This is a genomic window from Pantoea sp. X-Soil-OKNW-556, assembly GCF_059730695.1.
Genome location: NZ_AP035990.1, coordinates 411825 through 437128, shown reverse-complemented (window position 1 = coordinate 437128; position 25304 = coordinate 411825). Strand labels below are relative to the sequence as shown.

Below are 25304 nucleotides of genomic sequence, written 5' to 3'. Positions count from 1 at the left end.
CGCTACGGATCCTTCTTACAATGCGATACGCAGCACGCTGTCCGGATTTTTCGGTGGCTCTTTACGGGAACCCGGCTGCTTGATGCTGACAAACAGCGTTTTACCGTCGGCAGACAGCGCCAGGCTGTTCGGCAGGCCCGGTGCTTTCACGGTGCGTTTCACCTTGTAGCTGCTGGCGTCGATGATGCTGATCTCACCTGCTTTACGGTGCGTCACATACAGTTCGTCACGGTCAGCGTTAAACAGCACCGCCAGCGATTCCGGTACATCGATCTTGTGGATGACCTGCTGAGTGCGGGTATCCAGCACCAGCACCTGCGGCTGTTTGGAGTCGCTGAGGAAGGCGCGATGGCCTTTGGTATCCAGCGCGATATTCAGGAAGAAGTGATCCTTCTCCGCATCAATTTTCTGACGTTTTTCAATCGCATTCAGACGGGTATTGATGGTGACCAGCTCGCCATCACCGTTGGTGACGTAGAGTTTCTGTGCAGCGGAATCCAGCGCCAGACCGGTCCCCATTTTGCCGGTGTTCGGCACAGTGCTGACTAACTGCAAGGTTTTGCCATCCACCACCCATACCACGCTTTGCGGTCCGAGGCCGGTGATATACACGCGGTCGGTTGCCGCATCGGCCACCAGCTCACGCGGTTGCAGCGGGCGCACATCTTCACTGCGTTTGCGCGCATCCAGCACCAACGTGTTCAGCACCTTGCCAGTGCTGGCATCAATAGCCGTCACCGCCGCATTCACGGTATTACCGATATACAGGGTATTGGTTTTGGTATTGATGGTGGCACCGAAGGCTTTCAGATCGGTGTCGATGGTCTGCTTCACCGCCAGATTTTGCGGGTCGAGACGATAGACAGTGCCGCCTTTTTCATTGGTGGCATTTTGTGACGTCGCGAGGAACAGCGCGTTATCGCTGTTGCTGAACGCCAGTTCATACGCACCTTTAGAAATCGGCTGATTCAGTTCCTGCGCATCAGCTGCCAGAGCAGCAGAACCAGAGAACAGAGCCGTTGCCAGAAACAGTGGACGCAGCACCCACTGCACAGTTTTATTCGCTTTCATGACTTCTCCATAGCAAAACCACCGCCTCACGGCAGTGAATGAAAGCCCGACATTGCAACCAGATAGTTAAAAGCAGCCCGAGGCGGGCGACGAAGGATATTAGTTTTTGCGAATAGTAATCATTTGCGAGGGAAAGTGACAGGATTTTATCTGCTTAAACGCGGCCAGGGCGCCCGGAGGCGCCCTGTCAGCACAGATTGTTAACCGACTTATTTGGTCAGTTCAGCGGTCATGTGCACGCCGTTGTTGAAGTTGGCTTCGGTCACTTTATATGAAGCACCAGCTTCGTGTGCCTGAGCAGCGATTTTCGCTTCAGCACCGTCCAGAGTAGAAGCGGTAGCGGTCACGCTCTGAGCAAAGCTGGCGAACGGCAGAACAGAAAGGGCAACAACAGCAGCAAAAGTTTTGATAGATTTCATGGTCAATTCCTCGGTCAACGTTTGATTAGGTAAGGCATCATCGCCTTGTTGAGAGATATAATAGGCGGGAAATTGATCAACAAAAAGCGGAGAGATTTGCGGATATCATTCAAATAAACTGAATATAAAAAGCACGATATGATTAGCTTTTATGCAGAGTGTTAATAATCTGCCTTTTGGTTAAAAGGCAGGATTTATCGCTGTGATTGGTGAAGGTTAACGTGCGCGATACATCGTGCCGCTACAGACAGGTGCAGTTTGTAGCGACGCGATGTATCGCGTGGTTTTCATTACCTAACCGTGATGGCGCACGCGGGTGAAAATGGTGATCGCCGCCAGCAGCATCAGTACACCGCTGGAGAGGAACACGCCGCCAGCTCCCTGTAAATCAAACATCCAGCCACCGGCGGCAGCACCGACGGTAATCGCCAGTTGGATGGTGGCGACCAGTAATCCGCCCCCGGATTCGGCATCATCCGGCACAGCGCGTGAAATCCAGGTGGACCAGCCGGTCGGCATCGAGCCAAACGCCAGGCCCCAGAGCGCGACACCCGCCCCCACCAGCCAGGACACGCCGCCAAAACTCACCAGCACCAACGCGGTGACACTCATCACCAGCGCCATGCCACTCAACGTCAACGACACGCTGCGCGTCACCAGATAACCCGCCAGCGATGTGCCAAAAAAGTTTGCTACGCCAAACGCCAGCAACACCAGAGACAGTTGGTTGACGTTGAGCTGGGCCGCGCTTTCGAGGAACGGACGCAGATAGGTAAAGAAGGCGAAGTGACCGGTAAACATCATGATCACCGCCAACATGCCCCAGCGCATCACGCTACGACGCAGCAGGTCGAGCACGCCACCGCTACGCGCCTTGTTCTCCGGCGGCATAGCAGGCAGGGTAAAGAACTGCCAGAACAGCGCCAGTATCCCCAACGCCCCGGTCAGCAGGAAGATATTACGCCAGCCAATCAGCCCACCCAGGTAGCTACCCATCGGGGCCGCGATAATGGTCGCCAGTGAAATCCCGCTAAACACAATCGACAATGCACGCGGCACCTGCTCACCTGGCACCAGACGCATGGTGATGGCGGTTGATAACGTCCAGAAACCGCCAATCGCCATCCCCAACAGCACGCGAGCCAGCAGGATCATGGTAAGGTCCTGAGCAAACGCCACCAGCAACGCCGAGGCAATCAGCAGCAGGGTAAACGCCAGCATCACCATCCGGCGATCGAGACGACGGGTGATATTGCCGATCACCAGGCTGGTCAGCAGCGCCACCAGCGCAGTGACCGTCACCGTCTGTCCGGCCTGCCCTTCGCTGACCTGCAATGCATCGGCAATCGGCGTGAGCAGGCTTACTGGCAAAAATTCGGCGGTAATCAGGCCGAATACGCCAAAAGCCATGGCAAATACCGCCCCCCAGGCCGGTTTCTCTACCGGCAAACTCTGTTCGACGACATCACTATTCAGGCTCATCTGCGATCCCCATCACAAAAAATTAAAATGTGAGCATAGTGAGCAACAGCAAGACGATCTATGATACAAAAACTTTGTTTTTTGATAATTCGTCTGGAATCGTATGAGCCGCTATGAAGATCTGACCAGCGAACTGCTGATGGGCATGCGCCTGTATGGCGTCAAATACCAACGTATCGCCCTTAACGCCCCGTTTGGTCTGCGTTATGACGACGCGCCGGGTCGGGCGCAGCTGCATTTTGTCGGGCGTGGATCGCTGTTGATCCGTTCTGCCTCCGGGACGATCTATCCCCTTCAGGCGGGTGACGCTTTGTTGATCCCACATGGCCGACCGCATGCGCTGATCTCCAGCGAAGAGGTAGAGTGCGAACCGATCAGTACCTTTACCAGCAAACCGATCTGCGCCAGCGTGTGTGCCATTGACGGCGCTGAAGGGGAGTGCGTGGACAACACCGATGTCGTGCTGTTCAGTGCCTGCATGGCGTTTGAGTTGGGCGGCATGCAGCCACTGGTCCACACCATGCCGGATGTGATGCTGGTCAGCACGCTGTTGGCGCAATACCCGGAAATCCAGCCCATTCTCGACGCGATGGAGCGGGAAACGCGCCAACGCCAGGCGGGTTTTGCCGGGATTTTGTCCCGGCTGGCGGATGTGGTGGCGGCGCAGATTGTGCGTGGTTGGGTGGAGAATGGCTGTGGTAAGGGCAGCGGCCTGGTGCAGGCGTTGCGCGATCCGCGTCTCAGCCTGGCGATGGCCGCCATGCATCGTGCGCCGGGGGAAAACTGGACTGTCGAACGACTGGCGCGTGAATCCGGTAGTTCACGCTCGGTGTTTGCTGCACGCTTTCAGTCGGCGACCGGAATGACGCCCCTGCGCTACCTCACCGAACTGCGTATGCGGCTGGCGGTGCAGCGTATCGTCAACGAGGGCGAGGCGATGGAAAGCGTCGCCTTTCATCTGGGTTACGGTTCGCTGGCGGCCTTCAGCCGGGCGTTTAAACGGATTGTCGGACAACCGCCAGGCGCTTTGCGCGCCCGACGGGAGATGCTGCCCGATGTCTAACGGAAAACGCTAATCGCTTCCACCAGGCGGTTCGCCTGACGTGCCATACGGCCCGAGGCTTCCGCCCCCTCCTGCACCCGCGCTGCGTTCTGATGGGTAATATCGTCAAGATCTTCTACCGCCCCGCTCACTTCACTCAGCGCGGTGGATTGCTCTGCGGTGGCGGCACTGATTTGCGCGATAAGCGTGGTAACGTGCTGCACCTGTTCAACAATGTCCTGCATGGTGCGCCCGGCAGCATCAGCGTGCGCACTTCCCGACTGCACGCGGCTGGCGCTGGTTTCCACCAGATTTTTAATCTCACTGGCTGCGGTGGCACTACGCTGTGCCAGATTACGCACCTCACCGGCTACCACGGCAAACCCTTTCCCCTGTTCACCGGCTCGGGCCGCTTCCACTGCGGCGTTCAGGGCGAGGATGTTGGTCTGGAAGGCAATGCTATCAATCACGCTGGTGATATTGGCGATACGCTTCGAACTGTCCGCTATTTCAGCCATCATCCCCACCATCTCCTGAACCACCTGGCCGCCCTTCACCGCCGACTGGCTGGTGTTGACGGAGAGGTTATTCACCTCGCTGGCAGTCTCGGTATTACTTTTTACCGTCGCAGTCATCTCGTTCATGGTGGCGGCAGTTTGCTGCACGTTAGCCGCAGCCTGTTCGGTACGACGGCTCAATTCATCGTTACTGCGCGCGATGGCGTCGCTGGCGCTCAGTACATTAATCGCCTGACCGCTGACATCATCCACTAACCAGCGGAACATCAACCCCAATTGGCCGATGGCACGCAACGTGACGCCGATTTCATCTACCCGATCCATCTGCTCCACTTTATGGCTGGCACCGGTCGCCACGCTCAATGCCTGACGGCACATGCGTTCTATCGGGCGGGAAATCTGTTGTTCCAGCCACAAACAAGCCAGCAGCAGCAACACCGCCATACCGCCGGTAAAACAACCGATGGCCAGCGGGGCCATCCCCAGTAACCAGACACTCAACGCCGATAGCGGCAACAACGCCGCGAGGGTGGAACGAATCCGCCAGCGCAGTGGCAGGGTTTTCAGCACCGAACTAAACCGGCTCACAATCAAACCCTTATGGAAGCGCCGCCCTTTGGCACGCCCTTCGCGGAAATCACGATACAGCGCTTCTGTCTGGCGGATCTCCTCGGATGTCGGTTTGGTACGTACCGACATATAACCCTGAACCTGCCCCTCACGCACCACCGGAATGGCATTGGCACGCACCCAATAATGATCGCCATTTTTGCGGCGGTTTTTCACCAGCGCAGTCCAGGGTTCTCCCTGCTTTAACGTTGCCCACATATCCGCAAAGGCTTCTGGCGGCATATCCGGGTGGCGCACCATATTATGTGGCTGACCATTGACCTCTTCCGGGCTAAACCCGCTGACTTCAATAAAAGCGTCGTTGGCGTAGGTGATATAGCTGTTGAGATCGGTGGTGGACATCAATGTGGCATGATCGTCGAAGACGTATTCGCGCTGAGTGATGGGCTGGTTGTTACGCATGAGTCAGTCCTTGCAAGGCCCGCAGAGGGTGAAGTATTGATAACGCTTTTTTATATTTTCGGCAGGTAATGGTCCTGACTTTAGCGTGGCTTTATAATTTTAGAGTCAGACCCCACGGGGGAGAAGCGCTGCGGTGTGCTTTAACAGAGGGATAAATCAATAAAATTTTATTTAGAGTAAATAAAATCAATGTTTTATCATAAAAATCAGTTTCCCCTCCTGGCCACGCGCTGATATTGACAGCCCCCTCGCCAGAAAGACGGACGATAAATCGCGTAGTTCCAGTGCCACTCCCCTTTATGTTTTTCTGCTCCCGGCAAAAAACATTATTTTCCGGTCCAGTCAGGAATAGCGAATACCCCTGAACCCGATAAACAGACTCAGTCGTCAGGTTAATCATTCAGGTTCAGATCACTGGTTATGGCTGGTCATATTACCTGGCCTCTGCCAACCCTGGCTTTAAGTTCCTGTTAAAACACGGCCTAACACCTCTGCATCACAATTTCTATAAGATAATTACTGAACTCCCAACACACGAAACCGCCGTGCGGAGTGCAATACGGCCGTGAGAAAATGCCTTTAATGCCTTCCGACCAAATGGCTAAAATCCTAAGACCACGCACGCAGGAAAAAAATCATCTCAATAAAAACGGCAGCTTATTAATTTAACTATATCGCCTGGTAATATTTTTATTCTTTAGCAGAAATAATATGCCAATCTAAAATGAATAGCCAAAATCTTAGATGAGATTGTCATTCAATCAAAGCCACGCGCATTTTAGGAAATTAGCTATATTCCTTTGCCCCCAATTGGAAGATATTACTAAGCATGACAAAGATGTTTTCTTGTAAGAAATTCACCCGGGCAGCAGCTGTTTTTTAACTGCCTAAAGACCAAATTAAGATTTACATTCATCAAAAAAATAATAACGATGCATCACATTTTTACGTTAAGTTAGCGATTTATGGCTACAGACACACACCAGAGGCCGTTTTTGTGTAATATGATGAATATTAATGGATTATTATTAAATGATATTCTGTTCGCTTAGCCACATTCAGGGCCATTAATAAATAGAGAAACAGCGAGCAATTAAAATTTATTTATTTAACCACTGCAACAACAGCATGGTTCTCCAACAGGGACGTACCACTGGCAGATAAGACGAAATTGAAAATATCCATACCGTACTGGCAGTAATGATGTACTGCTATCGCGGAGCTTTTGATGCTGTTTATCAATTTATTGCTCAGGCCGGTAATTGTTGGGCTGCAAGGCCCACTGGTGGATTTCACGGGAATCATGGCATGACAACCACTATTAAACATAAAATCGTCACCGCCAAATCAGAAGAGATCGATTTGGGGCGCATTTACGGTGGGCTGCTGGATCATCGTAAATTGATTATCGCGGTGACCAGTGTCGTTACCCTGTTTGCGATTGTTTATGCACTGTTCGTCACGCCGGTTTATCAGGCGAATGCGATGATTCAGATTGAGCAAAAGCAGGGGAATGCGTTGCTGAATAACATCAGCCCAATGCTGCCGGATACCGAGCCCGTCTCCGCGCCCGAGATCGCATTGCTGCAATCGCGCATGATCCTCGGCAAGACCGTTAATGATTTGAACTTACAGGCTGTCATTAGCCAGCAATATTTTCCGCTGTTTGGCCGTGGATGGGCAAGGTTGACGGGAGAGGTGCCGGGAAAACTCAGCATCAGTCAGTTGTATCTGCCACGTACAGATGAAACCCCGCCGCGCATTACCTTAACCGTTGTGGATAACGAGCGTTTCCTTGTCGAGAACGGCAATGTCCAGTTCTATGGCAACGTCGGTAGCCCGATCACCCGCGATGGCATGTTACTGAATGTCGATAGCATGCATGCCCAACCGGGGACGAAATTCACCGTGAAATATATTTCACGCCAGGCGGCTATTGCCAGCCTGCTGGATAACTTTGATGTCGAGGATCAGGGCAAGAAAACCGGGATCCTGCTGCTGACATTGAGCAGTGATGACAAAGCCAGAGCCGCATCGATCCTGAATGTAATCAGCGAGAACTATTTAGAACAGAACGTTGCCCGGCAACGGGCTGAGGATACTAACAGCCTCGATTTTCTGCATCAGCAATTACCACAGGTACGCAGTGATCTCGATGCAGCAGAAGACAAAATGAATCTTTACCGTCGCCAGGTAGACTCGGTGGATTTGTCTCTGGAGGCGAAAGCCGTGCTTGATCAAGTGGTGAATGTGGATAGTCAGCTGAATGAACTGACGTTTCGTGAATCTGAAATTTCACAGTTATATACCAAAGATCACCCGACCTATAAAACGTTGCTGGACAAGCGCCAGACGTTATTACAGGAGCGCGACGATCTGAACAAGCGTATTTCCACGATGCCGGCCACCCAGCAGCAAGTTGAACGTCTGAGCCGCGATGTGGACTCCGGACGTGCTATTTACATGCAGCTACTTAACCGTCAGCAAGAGCTGGGCGTGGCGAGATCAAGCATCATCGGTAATGTGCATATTATTGACACCGCTGTGACGCAGCCGTCTCCTGTTCTGCCGCAAAGAACAAATATGGTGGTGACGGCCCTGGTCGCCGGATTTATTTTCTCGCTGATACTGGTTGCCGGGAAGATGTTATTGCGTCGGACAATTGCATCAGCTGAGCAACTGGAGCACATCGGGGTGAGTGTGTATGCCAATGTGCCGGTGTCCGAATGGTTGAATAAGCAGAATCAAGGCGTGAAACGCTTCGGTAGCAAAAAGTCGGTTGTGGGGAGCAAGTTCCTGGCAATTGAAAACCCTGCTGACCTGGCGATTGAGGCATTGCGCAGTCTGCGCACCAGCCTTTACTTTGCGATGCTGCAAGCCAGAAACAACGTGTTAATGATCTCTGGCGCCACGCAAAACGTCGGTAAGACATTTATTGCCAGCAACTTAGCGGCAGTGGTCGCTCAGTCAGGTCAGAGGGTGTTATTTATTGACGCCGATATGCGTAAAGGCTATGCCCATAAGCTGTTTAATCATCGTGGGAATAAAGGGTTGTCAGACATTATCTCTGGTCAGGTCAACGTGGTTGACTTAGATAAGAAAGTCCCTGGTGTTGGCTTCGATTTTATATCACACGGAAGCATTCCTCCGAACCCGGCAGAATTGCTCTCGCATAAGAGATTTGAAGCTTTATTAACCTGGGCATCGAATAATTATGATCTGGTGATTGTTGATACTGCGCCGATTCTGGCAGTCACCGATGCCGCAATCATTGGACGCTATGCAGGCACGTCCATGCTGGTTGCGCGATTTGAGGTCAACACCATCAAAGAAGTGCAGGTCAGTATCAAACGCTTCGAACATGTGGGGGTGGAAATCAAAGGATGCATTCTTAATAGCGTGCTCAATAAGGCAAGCAATTATTATGTCTATGGATATAGTCAATATAATTACGCCTATGCAGATGAAAAAAAGGATAACAAGACTGAGTCAATGAAAATGCCCTCTGTGTAACCAGGGTGTTTTTAAACGCTAAACTCAATGGTTAAAGGTTTTCCTATGCGTAAAACAATCTTCGTTGTAATTTTAAGCGGTAAAAATTATAAAGACTCACGCGTTCTTAATGGCATGATGAATAAATCTTGTGCCGATACCGATCTCCTGATCATCAATCGGGGACCGAATCCGCTGCGATTTGATAAAGACTTCATTCATACCCTGGGCTTTTGTGTCAATAATGTCGACATTAAAGAGTCAATTGGTGATCTGCCATTGGGCGAAGTCTGCAATAATGTTATCAGCAAAAATGCAAGCTATGACCGCTTTATTTTTTGCGATGATGACAGTGTTCTGAACAAAGAATATATAAAACGTCTTGATCGCTACCATAAGCAAGGCGTGGACTTACAAATCCCAAGTATTCGTGGGCGTGTCGATGGCCGGGTTTATTATCCAATTATTAATGAAGCGGTGTGTAAAGCCGCCGACGGTTTCAACATCAACACCGAGAGCACGGTTAAATCATTGGGGTTAGGTCTGGTGATCTATCGCTCATTAATCGAGAAGTTTTCAGCAAGAAATATGGGCGTATTCGACAGCCAGTTTGCATTAAACGGTTGTGATACTGGTTTTTTCAGTCGACTCGACTTGTTGAAAACGGAGCAGATCAATATTGCCATACAGGTTGTTAACTCACTTAATTATGCCCTGGTGCAGTCGCAAGGGATAACCAGTAAATGGCGCGCGCTGGACAAACTGCGCGATAGTTTCTTATCGGTAAAAATGAGTCGTTTTCGCTATTGATATGGATGAAAGAAAATAATAACACTTACGACAGAAAATTTTCCGGGAAATTTTTAATTTTTAAAATCCTTGTATCAAGAACGTAAAACCAATAGCCCATTTTTTATTTTTTGGATTTATTTTATATGACTACTTTACAGCAGCGCATACACATTCAATCTGAGTGTCGTCTCTCTCCGTCGATCATCTGGCGCGGGCTATGCCTGTAACTTCTGTACAAAGATAACAGGATAAAAACCATGCCCATGAAACCGGTTGTAAACATGCTAATGGATGACGAAGAGGGGGTCGATACCAGTCGACTGTTCGCGGAACTGCTCGAGTCCCGCTATTTGATACTGGTTATCACCGTCAGTTTTATGCTGATGGCGTGGGTCTATACGTTACTGACGCCCGTCGTTTATCAGGCCAATGCACTGATTCAGTTAGAGCCGCAACGTGCCAACGCTATTCTGGCTAATCAGAACAGTACGCCGCTGCCTGATGGCAAACCGGTGTCAGCTATCGATGTGAAATTACTGCAATCACGCCATATCCTCGGTGCGACGGTTGACGACCTTAATTTGCAGGTGGTGGTTGAGCCGAAGCACATGCCGATTATTGGTTCAGCGTTGGCAACGTTGACAGGAAAATCTTCGGGTGAAATTGACGTCAGCCAACTTTTTTTACCCGGCACCACTGACGACAACAGCGAGCAGGTGACATTAACGGTGCTGGATAGCCGCCATTATCAGATTAACTGGGGCAATGCCTCCTTTGTGGCTGAAACCGGCAAAGTTTTTGCGCACGCAGGCATGCAAATCCTGGTTGCCAGCATCAACGCGCTGCCGGGGACGCAATTCACTGCGACTTATCTCTCCAGACTGAACGCAATCAACAGGCTTCAACATCAGCTGAGCGCGCAGGACCCGGATATCAATAGCAGCATGATCAGACTGACGTTGACCGGAGAAGATCAACACGAAACCATGCGGGTGCTGGATAATATCGCCTCACATTATCTTCACCAGAATATTAGCGAGCAGGTTGCGCAGGATAGTCGCAGCCTGGTGTATTTGAACCAGCAGCTCCCCGAAGTGCGCAGTGAGTTAGACCGTAATGAAGATAAGCTGAATGCTGCCAGAGAAAAAAACGGCACCGTCGATCTGCCGCTGGAAGCGCAATCGGTGCTTGACCAGTCGGTAGATATTGATAATCAACTCAATGAGTTGACCATCAACGAAGCTGACATCTCACAGCTCTATACCAAAGATCATCCGATGTATAAAACGCTGCTGGATAAACGCCAGACGCTGCTGGCAGCAAGAGATGGGTTGAAAGAGAAGATAGCGGCGATGCCCGCCGTGCAGCAGGAAATATTACGCCTGACCCGTGATGTTGATTCCGGACAAACACTTTATATGCACTTGCTGAGCAGACAACAGGAACTGAACATCGCCGTATCCAGTGCAATTGGCAATGCGCGCGTGCTTGACCATCCGCTTGATGATCCTGAACCGGTTTCACCGAATAAATACCTCATCATTATTCAAGGCTTGTTGCTTGGCCTTTTAGTGTCGATAAATGTGATTTTTATCCGATTTGTACTGGATAAAGCGGTGGAAACATCAGAGGAATTAGAAGAACAGGGAATGACCGTTTATTCCAGCATTCCGTTTTCACCCTGGCTGGAAAAAAGTAATAAGAAGAACATCTACAAAATGGCAAAAGCCTTTCTTCTGCGGGAAAACCCCACGGATCTGGCGATTGAAGCGTTGCGTAGTTTGAGAACCAATATACATTTTTCCATGCTGGAAGCACGTAACAACATTCTGATGATTTCAGGCGCCAGCGCCAGTGTGGGGAAAACCTTCATCAGCACCAATTTCAGTGCGGTGATGGCGCAAACAGGGAAGAAAGTGCTGCTGATTGATGCTGATTTAAGAAGAGGCACCGCGCATCATATTTTCAATGTTAAGGAAAAAGCAGGATTATCAAATATTCTGGCGGCGAAGTATCCCATTGAATCAATCCAGCCAATAACCATCAGCGATGATCTGCACTTTATTGGTCGTGGCACCCTTGACCAGGGTTTTACCGAACTCCTGATGAGCCGACGGTTTGGTGATCTGATGCGCTGGGCTGAGAAAAATTACGATTTAGTGGTGGTAGACACGCCCCCGGTGCTGGCCGTTACGGACGCGGAGATTATTGGTGCCTACGCCGGAACGACCATGCTGGTAGTACGCTGCGAAAAAAATACCCTCAAGGAAGTTGAAATCAGTCAGCGTCGTTTTGAACGCAACGGTATTCATATTAATGGATGTATTCTGAATGGGACCAAACTTCGTTCCTATGGATATTACCGTTACAGCAATATCCAATATACTTATGAGTCCGCCAGGCAAGGATAAAATAATTATTCACGCGTAGCTACGCACTTAATTAACTTTAACATTTCACACGAAGTGGAATGTCCATTCTATTCCCCAGGAGATCAGCATTATGAATGCTAAGTACGCAGCACGACCTTTAGTGACGATTTATATTCCAACCCACAATCGCTCGTCACTGGTTAAACGTGCCATAGCATCGGTTCAAAACCAGACCTATACAAACCTGGAAATTATTATTTGTGATGATGGTTCGTCTGATAATACCCAAATGGTGATTGCGGAGATGAAAAAACGGGATGGCCGCATTATCTATCTTAGAAATGATGTCCCGATGGGAGCCTGTTATGCGCGTAATCGTTGCATAGCCATCGCCAAAGGTGAATTTATTACTGGCCTGGATGATGACGACTATTTTCTGCATAGCAGAATCGCGAATTTTGTCACTGCCAGCCAGAGACTGAATAAATCATTTCTTTGCGCCAACATGATCTTCAAAAATCGTCACATTGAGAAAAAATGGAAGAGTTATGTCGGTGACATCACACTAAATATGATGGGATTTAAAAATTGGGTGGGTAACCAGGTATTCATCGAAACCCGCATGATGAAAAACATTGGTGGCTTTGATATCAACTTTCCTGCCTGGCAAGATTATGACCTCTGGTATCGCATGATCATGCAGTATGGTTCATGTTACAGAATTGATGACGCCAGCTATGTCGTTAATATTGAAGATGATCGCCCACGTATTACCACTGGCAGCAAGGCATGGCAGGGTTATCAAAAATTTATTACGACACATAAACCTTCTCTGAGCCGTCAGCACCTGAACTCGCTCTATTTTCAGGACAAACTGAACAGAAAGGATGAAATTAATCTCAGAGAATTCTTCTACCACCCCAGCATTGATAATCTTCTGATCCTTGCCAGACATAAAATCAGAAAGCTTATTAGCATTCAGAAACAATCACTAAAGGTCCGCTTATGATGATGAGAATGAATAAGCTAATGCCGCTGAGCTTAGCAATGAGCATGACCATTCCAATAGGTGGGTTGATACTTTCCTTTTTATCTCTGGATAAAAAAGGGATGAACCGACTGCCCTTTCTGGTGATGTCGATGTTCTATTTCTTTCTGCTGATCAAGATACCGCCATTAGGGGATCTCTACAGGCGCTATCTGGAAATCCATGCTTATGGTCCAGGTACGCATTTTTCTGATATTGCCAGTGCCCATACCGATATCCTGCTTTATGTTAATGGCTGGATTTTCCAGCTGCTGAATATTCCGTTCTTTTTTATCCCGGCATTTTACGGTGGCGTGATGTGTTACTTGTTACTCGCTGCATTCCGTAATGTGACATTGATAGACAGTTCGGAAAGAGAAAACAGGGAGATCTCATCGACCAGGTTGGCCCTCACCTATTTTACGGTTTTTTCGGCGCTGAATATTTTGAACCTCGTGCTGGGTATCCGCTACGGTACGGCACTGGTGTTTATGATTTATGCCGTTACCTGTTACTTCAGCAGAAGCAAACTGCGCTGCGGTGTATTTGTGCTGCTTGCATTGCTGATGCACTTTTCGATGGTGTTTGTCTCTCTTGTCTTCGTGGCAAGCCTGTTCTTTAAAGTTGAAAAGAAATTTGTCTTACCGTTAAGCATCTTCTTCTGGCTGCTGAGTTCTGTGGCACTGCGTTCAATTCTGCCCAGCATCGGGTTTATGGGCATTGGTGACTATGCTATGGGGGGTTATGTTGATGGTAGCTTTAGCGCAACGCCCAATGACAGCAACACCATTATGGTCGCCATTATTACCCGTTCACTCGGATTGGCTTCTTTCGTTTTCTATCTTTTCAGCAAAGGAGAGGTGAAAGGTTTTGATCGGTTTTTAAACCTCTTCATTCCCTGCTGTTTCATCATGTCTGTCTCATATACCGCAATGGGGCGTTATCTCAACATTGCACAATATTTGCTGGCGATCCGCATTTGTTATGTGTATTTGTTCTCAACCGGAGTTGACTCGGCAAGATTTCGCCTGCTACTCAGAAACTATCTTGTCGTATTTGCGTTACTTAGCTTGCTGATTATCAATATTTATACCCAACGCAGGACGTTAACGATGGGTGGACTCTGGTCATACGCCTGGACCAGCCCGGTTTTTCTGCTGAATTACAATGAACAGGACTTTGAGAAATATCTCAATGATATTGATTATGACGGCTACTGGATAAAACACAGATAACCTTACTACCCTATTAAAAGACCCAAAAAATGAAAAATAAAATCCTTTTTATTGTCCCAAGTTTGAAAAATGCGGGACCAGTTAACGTATGCCTTAATATCATCAAAAACCTGCCTGCGTTTTATGATATTGAAGTTCTGGCGCTGAATGGTGGTGAAAGGGAAGAGGAATTCGCCACGCGGGCTAAAATCACCGTCTTCAAACGTACCGCCATATTACAGATACTGAGATTTATCCGTAAAGGTGGCTTTTCGGTTATTCATAGCCACTGTACCGTCTCGGATATATTTAACTATTTATCGTTCCCCTCTGTACCACAAGTCACCACGATACATAACTATTTCGAAGTGGATTTTGTCCAGACCAAGGGATTCGTTAAAGGCATGCTCGAAGGCCTGGTCGGGCGTTATATGATTCGCCACTTTCATAAAGTCGCCTGTTCTTATGCGGTGATGAAACATTGCGTCAATTACCATGCGATGCATAACGTCACCGCCATTCCCAATGGGGTTGAGCAGCCGCGTCCACTACAACATCAGAATCATGACAATGAGGTCCACTATTTTTATTTAGGTGTACTTAACAAAAGAAAGAATGTTCAGCAAATTCTTGAAGCCTTCAGTGGCTGGTGCCAGGGGAAAATGGCAAAGCTGCATATTATTGGAGCAGGTAGCGATGAAACGTTTCTGCGCCAAAAATTCAACAATGAGAAAATTATTTTTCATGGCAGTACCGACCAGCCGCATGCGGTGTATAAAGATTTTGATTGTTTTATCTCAGCGTCTCATGCCGAAGGGCTGCCATTAGCATTGATTGAGGCGATGGCTTCAGGAAAGACCTTTATCTGTTCAGATATCGAACCTCATCAAGAGGTACATAACGCCTTTGAACAAAAAAGCGGATATTTATTTAACAAAACCACGCATGGTTTGATCTGCTGCCTCAACGAGTACTACCTGTCCGATGAAAAAGCCAGTCTGGCGGATAACGCCAAAAATAATTATTTAAAAAATTACTCAGCCAAAAAAATGGCACTTAGCTACAGCGAACTTTACCAAAAAATCTAAATTATTCTACACATAGCAAAAGGTGACTTATGTTACAACAACATTTTTCCGTGTTGATGTCCCTATATTATAAAGAAAGTGCTGAAAACCTGGATAGTTGTTTTCGTAGTCTGGAACAGCAAACTCTTCAGCCAACCGAAATAGTTCTGGTTATGGATGGACCTGTTGGACCCTTACTGGAAAAGGTGGTTTCACGCTGGGAAGATAAACTCCCCATCCACCGGGTGCAACTGGAAACAAATATTGGTCTGGGATTAGCACTGGCTGAAGGAATGAAACATTGCTCATATGAATATATTGCCCGAATGGATACCGACGATATATGCCTGCCGCACCGTTTCCAGCGGCAAATGACATTTATGTCAGAAAACAATGATGTGGCCTTGTTGGGTTCCGCAGTGATTGAATTTGATGAAGAAGGTCAACATCGGCTTAAACGCTTACCTGAACTGCACGCTGACATTAAACATTTCTCACGGTTCAAAAATCCGTTTAATCATATGAGTGTCGTGTTTAGAAAATCCGTAGTGGATCACGTTGGAGGTTATCAACATCATCTATTTATGGAGGATTACAATCTGTGGTTAAGAATAATCGCAGAAAATTACACAACACATAATTTAACAGATATTCTGTTGAACGTGCGGGCAGGCTCTGGCATGTTAAAGAAACGCAGGGGTTTGAACTACATCAAAAGTGAAGTCTCTCTTTTTAATTTGAAACGCAAATTGAAAACGGCTTCGGTAGTTAACAACCTTGCGGCTTTTCTCGTTAGGGTATCTACCCGCGTCGCACCAGAAAAATTTCTTGAGCTTCTGTATCGTGTAGACAGAGCCAAAATTTAATTTTTTAATTTCATCCCATCATACTTATTTTTTAAATAATAAAATTTTGTTCTTACAGGATATTGCTGTGAACAGGATTAATGACTATCCGGCGTAAGGTGAATCATGACGAACATCATTCGTAGCCTCAAACTGACATTATCTGAAGTTAAAATGAATCCTGGCATCAAATCCAAGCTGGTTGTACTGCTGTACCGCCTGGCTTCTTTACATGCTAAACGGGTGCGGGTGTTTTATCCCATCACGCTGGCTTTTGTTATTCTGCATAAGTTCTTTAACGAGTTTATGTTTGGTGTGGAGATCTCCTATCGGACCAGGATCGGTCATGGATTTGTTATCTGGCATGCTTACTCCGTCATCATTAACAGCGGTTGCGTGATTGGAAAAAACTTCAATATTCGACAATGCTGCACCGTCGGAGGGAATAGATTGCCGTACCCTAAACATTTTATCATTGGTGATAATGTTTCTATGGGCGTGAACTCCTGCATCCTCGGTGATGATATTGAAATTGGCCACAATGTCATGATTGGCGCAGGGGCCATTGTCATGACCAATATTGCTGATGACCACTACGTGGTCGCACAGAAACCTTTTATTAAAACTCGTAAGTTTCAATCAGACGCGGTGCGTGTAGCCTGAAAGGTATCCCAGAATGAAGTTTATCTATGTTGATCCTTCAGCGACGGTTCCGGGTAACGGGAGCCTGGAAAAACCTTATCGCACGATGGATGAGGTAATTTCATCCGGAGTTAGCCATCCTGTCACCGTATCAATTAAACGTGGCACACATTTCTACTGGTCCTATATCAGCCAGAATGTAATGGCTTTTTTCTTAAATCGTTCTGGCACGCAGAGTGTTCTGACATCCTATGGTGAGGGTGCTTACCCGATTTGGTATCCTAAAGACGCTGCCACACGTCACACTGATACCCTTTTCCAGAATTTTAATATCAACTCGTTACAGCTTTCCTCTACCCCTGGTGAACAACATACCGGTGGCTATTTGTATGGTTCGCTCAGAGGGGATGCCAATGGGATTTGCAATCTGGAAATTCACCATATTAACTTTATTGGTGATCCGGCCGCGATAGCAGGTTCCGCTCCCGCCAAAGAAGTGGCATGTATCCACCTGACCGTTAAAGACACAACAAACATCGCCCACAAAGTTTTTATTCATGATATCTATGGCGATAACATTAATTGCGGCATATTCATTCGTGGCAACCCCCATCTTTCAGAGCCTGATACCTATTATGGTGATCAAAGAAAAAGCTATGGGGTACGTATTCTTGATGTTTCTTTCACCAACATTGTTAATTACGGTGTCTTATTGTCTGGTGCGGCCAGTAAAAATAAAAACCGTGATGTTCGTGGAGATGAATGGGAATCTGGCTGGGATAATATTTATTACTCGTCCTACCGTACCAATGTGTATAACCCGATAAAAGATCCCCATGCATGGACCACCGCCCGTGCGGATGTCCCGCTGTGGATGACCATGTGCGCTTACGCCACCGGGCAGAATTTTGAGGTGCATGGGTCCGGGCCAGCCGCGCCCGATCGCTATGCGTTAGATTTGGATTATCACTGCAATCATTGCCTGTTACGTTGGGGTTATCTGACCAATAATGCCAAACCGTTTATGTTCGTTCAGGGTCCCTTCTCCAACAGTTGGTATCATGCTAACGGTTATAAGCCGCTCAATGATGACATCTATACGCTCTACCATACCCTTGGCCTGGGTTGTGTGAATAACGTGATTGAATACATTGTTTCCTATAACGATGGCGTCGCGCGAACACAACGCAGCGAGGATATTTACTGGAAAAAAGCCTGTTGTTTTTGGTATTGCTATAACAATGTCGTGCGAAATTGCCTGTTTATTGACACCGTTTCTCAGGCCAATGACCATGTTCTTTTCTGCAACCCACGCAAAGAGGACAATCCAGCCGCCCTTGCCATGACGCTGGAGAATTGTATTTTTTACTGGAAACACCGTGACAATTCCAATCTGATCAGCCCTGCGGAAGTGTCCGAATTTGGCACGTTGCTGACCAAATACGCCTTCAAAAACTGCATCTTCTACTCTGAAGCCTGGTCATCCGCCGCTCCCGCCGCCCTGGCGGGTGTCTCCACCAGCGAGCTGCAATATGTCGATCCTAAATTCCGCTTTACCCTCCCCCTCGTGCCGCCGGCGGGTATGAAGGAAGCAAAAAATATCCTGCAACTCGCCAGCGATTCACCCGCCCTTAAAACCGGGACAACCAATACCGGCCTGGATATATGGGGAAACACTGGCAACAACATTGGCTGGCAGCAGCAACCGACGGCGTTGTAATAATAAACAGACGGTGAGACATCATGACTCTATCAAGAAGACGTCTTTTGAACTGGATTGTGCCTTCGACACTACTGGCGTTGTTCTCAAACCGCAGTTCTGCATCCAACTCCAGTGATGTCAGGATAAATCACCCTCCCTTACCCGCGACGGCAGCGCCAGACACATTACGTACTGAGATTGGCAAAGAGAATGGATTCGAACTGGTTGGCGGTTTCTTTACCGGCGAAGGCAAGCAAGTGGCGGGCAGTGGAACAACGTCGGTGTTTGACCGGGTCAAGCAACGCGGGCAGTTTGATATCGTACAAGGCGTTTCGGACCCTAAAGGGATCGCTGGATTAACGTTTGGCGGGCCAGATAACCGGGGGGCGTTAATTATTGATGAACGTGGGCGTCTCCAGACGTATGCCACGAAAGAGGGAAAGCCCACGGCGGCCAGAGTGGCCATCCCGTTCAGTGAACCCTATGGACAAGGTATCGCTGGCTGGAATGGCAGCATATTGCGCTTACCCTTCTCCGGTGCCGAAGATGACACGCTGCATTCCTCGTTAATCTTTCTGCCCAAAGCCGACGGTTCAGCTGACATGTATATTGCCGGACCGGGGCAATATACCGACTACGGCACTCCCTATGCGGGATCGGGCGTGGTTGCTCCGCGTGCCTTAACGGATAAGGATTTAATCGCGCCGTTGAGGAAGGGAAATGTGCAGTCTACAACCTGGCTCAGCCAACCCAGTTGGGTAACGTTATTCACCCTGAAAACCGGTGTAAGAAATTCAGGCCCGAACTTCACCGGATTTTTTATCTCCGGGGGAACCCTGGCAGAGTCAATCTATACCTATCTGATTCAATGCAATGATATTTTTGTCTCATCACTCAATGCCGCGACGGTGAAGCATGTCTTGCGCATCACTAACTTACGCGATCCCTCGGACTACCGACACGACACCGCAAACCTGACGCAATTTGGCTACGTCTACAACACGTCAGACAATACGTTAACGGTCTACGCAAAAATTGCCGCCCGTAACGAAGGTGCGACCTTCATTCCACTTCGCTATGCCGAGGCAGGAAATTCAGGGGAAGAGAAAGTCGTTCTTCATCAAGCGGGCGATGGGCCACTGAACAGAGAGCCTGAAGGTATTGTGTATGTTGAGGAAGAAAATTCTTTAACCTCAAATACCTATATCCCCCTTAATGATGGCCGTGTGGTGAAAACATCCGGGGCAGTAATCCGCATCTCTGACTCCATAGCCGCCGCGACCCGATCGCCGGTGCAGGATGCGTTTAAACAGAACGATGACTTTAGCGCGGTTAATCGAGGTTACGCGCAGTCCGGCAAGTTGACCGCGACAAAAGAAGCGACGGGAAAATATAAGATCATCGGCACATCAATCGTCACGAAAAAATCTTTATGGAAAATCAGTAATCCGGTGATTGCAGGCGGAGCAGGCATCCAGAATCTGGCGGCGACTATCGAGTCTGATTCTTACAACACGATTGTGATTGGTGTCAGGGCGCTGAAATACACCCTGAACGGTTCTGAGGGCACCATAACCGCCGCCCTCGGTGACTACACCGACATTCCGGCTGACAGTTGGGTCGATATCCACACCACGTTGCAATGATCGGGTGCCAGCATAGTAACGCTGGCCCCCTTCCATTAACGCAACGGCACCTCGCGCAATGCCTGGCGAATAAAGCCATTGTTGTGGCTGAGCAGCGCTTGTGCTTCTGCCGCCGGCAAACCGGCGAGTACCATCACAATCGCGGTTTTGCAGTGTCCCTGGCAGGCCGCCAGCGCCTGCTGCGCAGTAGCGTCATCGCATTCGGTTGCCTGTTTAACGATATTAATCTGCCGCTGTACCAGCTTCTGGTTAGTCGCTTCGACATCCACCATCAGGTTGCCGTACACCTTGCCGCTACGGATCATCGCGCCGGTGGTCAACATATTCAGTACCAGCTTTTGCGCTGTGCCCGCTTTCATACGCGAAGAACCGGTGACCACTTCCGGCCCCACCACTGGGGTCAGTGCCACATCGGCCACCTGCGCCATCGCGCTGTTCGGGTTGCAGGTTAAGGCGGCACTAAAAGCTCCCACCTGTTTGGCATAATCGAGGGCGCCCAGCACGTAAGGCGTGCGACCGCTGGCGGCGATGCCTACCAACACATCTTTGCTACTGAACTGGATATCACGCAGATCCTGCGCACCTTGCTCATTATTATCCTCGGCATTTTCCACCGCCTGCAAAATTGCGGTGTGACCTCCGGCGATCAGCCCTACCACCTGGCTGCGCGGGGTGCCAAAGGTAGGTGGGCATTCACTGGCATCGAGGATCCCGAGACGACCTGAGGTACCCGCTCCGCAATAGATGAGACGACCACCCTGACTGAAGGCGGCGGTGATGGCATTCACCACCTCGGCAATCTGAGGCACAATCGCTTCTACCGCCAGCGCCACTTTCTTATCTTCGTCATTGATAACGCGCAGCATCGCTTCCGTCGACAGCTCATCAATCTGTTGGCTGGCCGGGTTACGCCCCTCAGTAATCATCTGGCTGAGATCGATTTTCATACAGGTTCCGCTAAGAGAATAATTTATTCTTGAAACTATATATCAAACTGAATTGTTAATTCACCTGGTGGAAAGGGAAATTTTTCCGTTTTGCCCGGCGCAGGAATAAAAAAACCCGCCAGATGGCGGGTTTATGAGAGGCAGGTTACGCAGCGTTTTGCGTACGTAACTTAAGCTCGTAAGCGGCGGCTTGTTCGGTGTCGAACTGGTTTTCCCAACGGGCGATCACCAGTACCGCCAGCGCGTTACCGATCACGTTCAACGCGGTACGCGCCATATCCATAATACGGTCAACACCGGCAATAAACGCCAGACCTTCCAACGGAATCCCGACACTCCCCAGCGTTGCCAGCAGCACCACGAAAGAGACGCCCGGTACGCCTGCAATCCCTTTGGAGGTCACCATCAACGTCAGCACCAGGATGATTTCATCGGTCAGCGACAGGTCAATGCCATACAACTGAGCAATGAAGATCGCCGCAATGCTCTGGTACAGCGTTGAGCCGTCAAGGTTGAACGAATAACCGGTTGGCACCACAAAGCTGGTGATAGCCTTCGGCGCGCCATAGGCTTCCATCTTCTGCATGATGCGCGGCAACACGGTTTCTGAGCTGGAGGTGGAGTAAGCCAGAATCAGTTCATCTTTCAAAATGCGCATCAGGGTGGTGATACGCAGTTTGCAGAAGCGCGCCACCGCCCCCAGCACCACAAAGGCGAAAAACAGAATCGCCACATACACCAACAACACCAGCTTGGCGAGCGGCCATAGTGAGGCGAAGCCGAAGTTAGCAATGGTGACGGCAATCAACGCAAATACGCCGACCGGTGCGTAACGCATGATCATATGCGTCACTTTAAACATGGTTTCAGAAACCGAACGGAACAGCCCCACCAGCGGATCGCGATGTTCCGCAGGCAGAGACGACAGCCCCAGACCAAACAACACCGAGAAGAAGATAATCGGCAGCATGTCACCCTTCACCAGCGAGGCAAAAATGTTCTGCGGGATCAGTGACAAAATGGTGGTGACCAGGCTGTGCGGTGCCCCCTGCACCGCCTGCGTTGTGGCTTCGTATTTAGAGATGTCCACCGTTGCCAGCGTTGACATATCAATGCCGCTGCCGGGTTGGAATACGTTGGCCAGCGTGATGCCGACCACAATGGCAATGGTGGTGATCACTTCAAAATAGACAATGGTTTTGACGCCAATACGTCCGAGTTTTTTCGCATCGCCCACGCCAGCAATGCCGACAATCAATGACGAAACCACAATCGGCACCACAATCATCTTAATCAGATGAATGAAGATGTCGCCCGCCGGGCTGAGAATATTGGTGATTAACCATTCACGATCGTCCGGTTGATTATGCAACACCGTACCGACCACGACGCCCAGAATCAGCGCAATCAATATCTGCCAGGCGAGGCTGAGTTTAAAACCTTTCATAACGCGTTACTTTCCTCAGTTAAAACCCCTTTGCTCTGCTGCGAAGGAGCAGAAGACGAAACACACAGGGAAGTGAGCAAAAGCCCGATAAAATAGAGGGTTATTATGGACTGCATCCGATACTACCTTGCGCACATTTTGCACGTGTCCTGTGATGCAGCCTGAGTGGATACTGGCTTGCCAGGGGCGAGATAAGTACCATTTTCACTACGGTAAATGCAACCCCTGGCGGGTTCGCTTAATTCTTATCCTGCGCTGTAGCATAAAATGCTGATCCGGGGAGAAAACCATAACCCGCTGTTATGAAAAGTTTTAATTCGATAATTTTCCGCATAGCTATGCAAAATCGCGTAAAAAGCAGCCGGGCGCGTTTGCTGATATTTTGTTCAGAAATTTCTCAGAGTTAGCACCTGCTGCGCCTGATGATTCCATGATATTTGCCAAACGAATACCCACAGGCTTAGGCCGTGATCCAGTCTGCAAAACCGAAACAAAGCCGCAGGGCCGGGCTTCAATTAACCATTGATTGACATATGATTAACATCTTCAAGGAGGTCAGCCATGAGCCAAATTCACAAGCATCCCGTTCCTGCTGCGATTGCCGAGAACGCCCTGATTAATGCAGAGCAATATGCAGCGATGTACCAACAGTCGGTTGACGATCCCGAAACCTTTTGGGGCGAGCAAGGCAAAATTCTCGACTGGATTACTCCCTATAGCAAAGTGAAGAACACCTCCTTTGCGCCGGGTAATATCGCCATTCGCTGGTATGAAGATGGCACGCTCAACCTCGCGGCCAACTGCCTTGATCGTCACCTGCAAACCCGTGGCGACCATCCTGCCATCATCTGGGAAGGTGATGACGCCAACGAAAGCAAAACCCTGACTTTCCGTCAGTTACACGCTGAGGTGTGTCGTTTTGCCAACGTGCTCGGCAACCTGGGTGTGAAGAAAGGCGATGTGATCGCCATCTATATGCCAATGGTGCCGGAAGCCGCGATTGCCATGCTGGCCTGCGCGCGCATCGGAGCGGTGCATTCGGTGATTTTTGGCGGTTTCTCACCAGAGGCCGTCGCCGGACGCATCATCGATTCAAACGCCAAATTGGTGATTACCGCCGATGAAGGCATTCGCGCCGGACGCAGCATTGCGCTGAAGAAAAACGTGGATGATGCCCTGAATAACCCGAATGTCACCAGCGTGAAGAACGTGGTGGTATTCCAACGCACCGGTAAAGATACCGGCTGGCGCGAAGGCCGTGACCTGTGGTGGCATGACCTGATGGCAGGTGCCAGCGACCAGCATCAAGCGGTAGCGATGAATGCCGAAGATCCGCTGTTTATTCTCTATACCTCCGGCTCTACCGGTAAGCCAAAAGGCGTGCTGCATACCACCGGGGGCTATCTGGTGTATGCCGCTACCACTTTTAAGTATGTTTTTGATTATCATCCGGAAGACGTTTACTGGTGCACCGCCGATGTCGGCTGGGTTACCGGACACAGCTATCTGATTTATGGTCCACTGGCGTGTGGTGCTACCACGCTGATGTTTGAAGGTGTGCCGAACTGGCCGAAGCCGAGCCGCATGGCGGAAGTGGTCGATAAACACAAAGTGACCCTGCTCTACACCGCCCCCACCGCGATTCGCGCGCTGATGGCCGAAGGCGACAAGGCGATTGAAGGGACTAACCGCAGCAGCCTGCGCATTATGGGTTCGGTGGGTGAGCCGATTAACCCGGAAGCCTGGGAGTGGTACTACAACAAGATTGGTGATGGCCGCTGCCCGATTGTCGATACCTGGTGGCAGACCGAAACCGGTGGTTTCATGATCACCCCACTGCCGGGCGCTATCGAGTTGAAAGCAGGTTCCGCCACTAAACCGTTCTTCGGTGTGCAACCGGCGCTGGTCGATAACGAAGGCAATACCCTGGATGGCGCGACGGAAGGCAACCTGGTGATTATTGATTCATGGCCGGGCCAGGCACGTACCTTGTTTGGCGATCATGAACGTTTCGAGCAGACCTACTTCTCCACCTTCAAGCACCGTTACTTCAGCGGTGACGGCGCACGCCGGGATGAAGATGGTTACTACTGGATCACCGGGCGTGTTGATGACGTGCTGAACGTCTCCGGTCACCGCCTCGGCACCGCAGAAATTGAATCAGCGCTGGTGTCACATCCGAAGATTGCTGAAGCGGCGGTGGTGGGGATTCCACACAGCATTAAAGGTCAGGCGATCTATGCTTACATTACGCTGAATCACGGCGAGGAGCCGTCGCCAGAGCTCTACACCGAAGTACGTAACTGGGTGCGTAAAGAGATTGGCCCGATTGCCACCCCGGACGTGCTGCACTGGACCGACTCGCTGCCGAAAACCCGCTCCGGCAAAATCATGCGCCGTATCCTGCGTAAGATTGCCACCGGTGATACCAGTAATCTGGGCGATACTTCGACGCTGGCCGATCCAGGCGTGGTAGAAAAATTACTGGAAGAGAAACAGTCGATAAAAATGCCGTAAATAGTCATCTGATAAATACGTAGCGGCGCA

The 25304-nt window shown here is 49.6% G+C and carries 19 protein-coding genes; 12 read left to right on the top strand and 7 right to left on the bottom strand.

Annotated elements, in window-relative coordinates; genetic code table 11:
- Positions 1-15 precede the first annotated feature (15 nt).
- The 3 genes from yncE to AC6I8T_RS01915 form a co-directional block, all read right to left on the bottom strand.
- Positions 16-1071: a 7-bladed beta-propeller protein YncE gene (gene yncE, locus AC6I8T_RS01925; RefSeq protein ID WP_208724640.1), complete on the bottom strand. Its 1056-nt coding sequence runs from the start codon at positions 1069-1071 to the stop codon at positions 16-18.
- A gap of 209 nt (positions 1072-1280) precedes the next feature.
- A complete protein-coding gene (locus AC6I8T_RS01920; protein WP_013507539.1) occupies positions 1281-1490 on the bottom strand; it encodes a YdgH/BhsA/McbA family protein in 210 nt (69 codons plus the stop codon).
- 294 nt (positions 1491-1784) lie between these two features.
- Complete coding sequence (locus AC6I8T_RS01915; protein ID WP_208724639.1) at positions 1785-2972, bottom strand: MFS transporter; 1188 nt, start codon at positions 2970-2972, stop codon at positions 1785-1787.
- Positions 2973-3075: 103 nt separating this feature from the next.
- Here AC6I8T_RS01915 and AC6I8T_RS01910 point away from each other — a divergent pair, with 103 nt between their 5' ends.
- Positions 3076-4035 carry an AraC family transcriptional regulator gene (locus AC6I8T_RS01910; protein ID WP_208724638.1) on the top strand — a complete coding sequence of 320 codons (960 nt, stop codon included), beginning with the start codon at positions 3076-3078 and terminating at the stop codon, positions 4033-4035.
- Here AC6I8T_RS01910 and AC6I8T_RS01905 read toward each other — a convergent pair.
- A complete protein-coding gene (locus AC6I8T_RS01905; RefSeq protein ID WP_208724637.1) occupies positions 4032-5564 on the bottom strand; it encodes a methyl-accepting chemotaxis protein in 1533 nt (510 codons plus the stop codon). The two genes, AC6I8T_RS01910 and AC6I8T_RS01905, sit on opposite strands and share 4 nt — an antisense overlap.
- A 91-nt stretch (positions 5565-5655) precedes the next feature.
- Positions 5656-5964, bottom strand: coding sequence for a hypothetical protein (locus tag AC6I8T_RS01900; protein ID WP_208724636.1), 309 nt, complete (start codon positions 5962-5964; stop codon positions 5656-5658).
- A gap of 908 nt (positions 5965-6872) precedes the next feature.
- Here AC6I8T_RS01900 and AC6I8T_RS01895 point away from each other — a divergent pair.
- The 10 genes from AC6I8T_RS01895 to AC6I8T_RS01850 all read left to right on the top strand — a co-directional run bounded on the left by AC6I8T_RS01895 (position 6873) and on the right by AC6I8T_RS01850 (position 20363).
- Positions 6873-9077 (top strand): polysaccharide biosynthesis tyrosine autokinase, encoded by a 2205-nt coding sequence (locus tag AC6I8T_RS01895; protein WP_208724635.1) that lies wholly within the window; start codon positions 6873-6875, stop codon positions 9075-9077.
- 45 nt (positions 9078-9122) lie between these two features.
- Positions 9123-9866, top strand: a complete 744-nt coding sequence (locus AC6I8T_RS01890; RefSeq protein ID WP_497833455.1) for a hypothetical protein — start codon at positions 9123-9125, stop codon at positions 9864-9866.
- A 239-nt stretch (positions 9867-10105) separates the two neighbouring features.
- Positions 10106-12259 (top strand): polysaccharide biosynthesis tyrosine autokinase, encoded by a 2154-nt coding sequence (locus AC6I8T_RS01885; RefSeq protein WP_208724633.1) that lies wholly within the window; start codon positions 10106-10108, stop codon positions 12257-12259.
- 91 nt (positions 12260-12350) lie between these two features.
- Positions 12351-13229 (top strand): glycosyltransferase, encoded by an 879-nt coding sequence (locus AC6I8T_RS01880; RefSeq protein ID WP_208724632.1) that lies wholly within the window; start codon positions 12351-12353, stop codon positions 13227-13229.
- Positions 13226-14482 (top strand): EpsG family protein, encoded by a 1257-nt coding sequence (locus AC6I8T_RS01875; protein WP_208724631.1) that lies wholly within the window; start codon positions 13226-13228, stop codon positions 14480-14482. The genes AC6I8T_RS01880 and AC6I8T_RS01875 overlap by 4 nt, the downstream gene beginning before the upstream one ends.
- A 29-nt stretch (positions 14483-14511) precedes the next feature.
- Positions 14512-15549 carry a glycosyltransferase family 4 protein gene (locus AC6I8T_RS01870; protein WP_208724630.1) on the top strand — a complete coding sequence of 346 codons (1038 nt, stop codon included), beginning with the start codon at positions 14512-14514 and terminating at the stop codon, positions 15547-15549.
- A 29-nt stretch (positions 15550-15578) separates the two neighbouring features.
- A complete protein-coding gene (locus tag AC6I8T_RS01865; protein WP_208724629.1) occupies positions 15579-16394 on the top strand; it encodes a glycosyltransferase in 816 nt (271 codons plus the stop codon).
- 105 nt (positions 16395-16499) lie between these two features.
- Positions 16500-17036 carry a serine acetyltransferase gene (locus AC6I8T_RS01860; RefSeq protein WP_208724628.1) on the top strand — a complete coding sequence of 179 codons (537 nt, stop codon included), beginning with the start codon at positions 16500-16502 and terminating at the stop codon, positions 17034-17036.
- 13 nt (positions 17037-17049) lie between these two features.
- The gene (locus tag AC6I8T_RS01855) at positions 17050-18735 is read left to right on the top strand and encodes a hypothetical protein (RefSeq protein WP_497833454.1); all 1686 of its coding nucleotides are present in this window, start codon (positions 17050-17052) and stop codon (positions 18733-18735) included.
- Between the two features lie 47 nt (positions 18736-18782).
- Positions 18783-20363 (top strand): hypothetical protein, encoded by a 1581-nt coding sequence (locus AC6I8T_RS01850; RefSeq protein ID WP_244634010.1) that lies wholly within the window; start codon positions 18783-18785, stop codon positions 20361-20363.
- 35 nt (positions 20364-20398) lie between these two features.
- Here AC6I8T_RS01850 and murQ read toward each other — a convergent pair whose 3' ends face one another.
- On the bottom strand, positions 20399-21310 hold the full coding sequence (murQ, locus tag AC6I8T_RS01845; protein WP_208724625.1) for an N-acetylmuramic acid 6-phosphate etherase: 912 nt from the start codon (positions 21308-21310) through the stop codon (positions 20399-20401).
- A 145-nt stretch (positions 21311-21455) separates the two neighbouring features.
- The gene (gltP, locus tag AC6I8T_RS01840) at positions 21456-22757 is read right to left on the bottom strand and encodes a glutamate/aspartate:proton symporter GltP (RefSeq protein WP_021184117.1); all 1302 of its coding nucleotides are present in this window, start codon (positions 22755-22757) and stop codon (positions 21456-21458) included.
- Between the two features lie 561 nt (positions 22758-23318).
- Between gltP and acs the strand changes: the two genes are divergently transcribed.
- The gene (acs, locus tag AC6I8T_RS01835; RefSeq protein ID WP_208724624.1) at positions 23319-25274 is read left to right on the top strand and encodes an acetate--CoA ligase; all 1956 of its coding nucleotides are present in this window, start codon (positions 23319-23321) and stop codon (positions 25272-25274) included.
- The last annotated feature ends 30 nt before the right edge of the window (positions 25275-25304 follow it).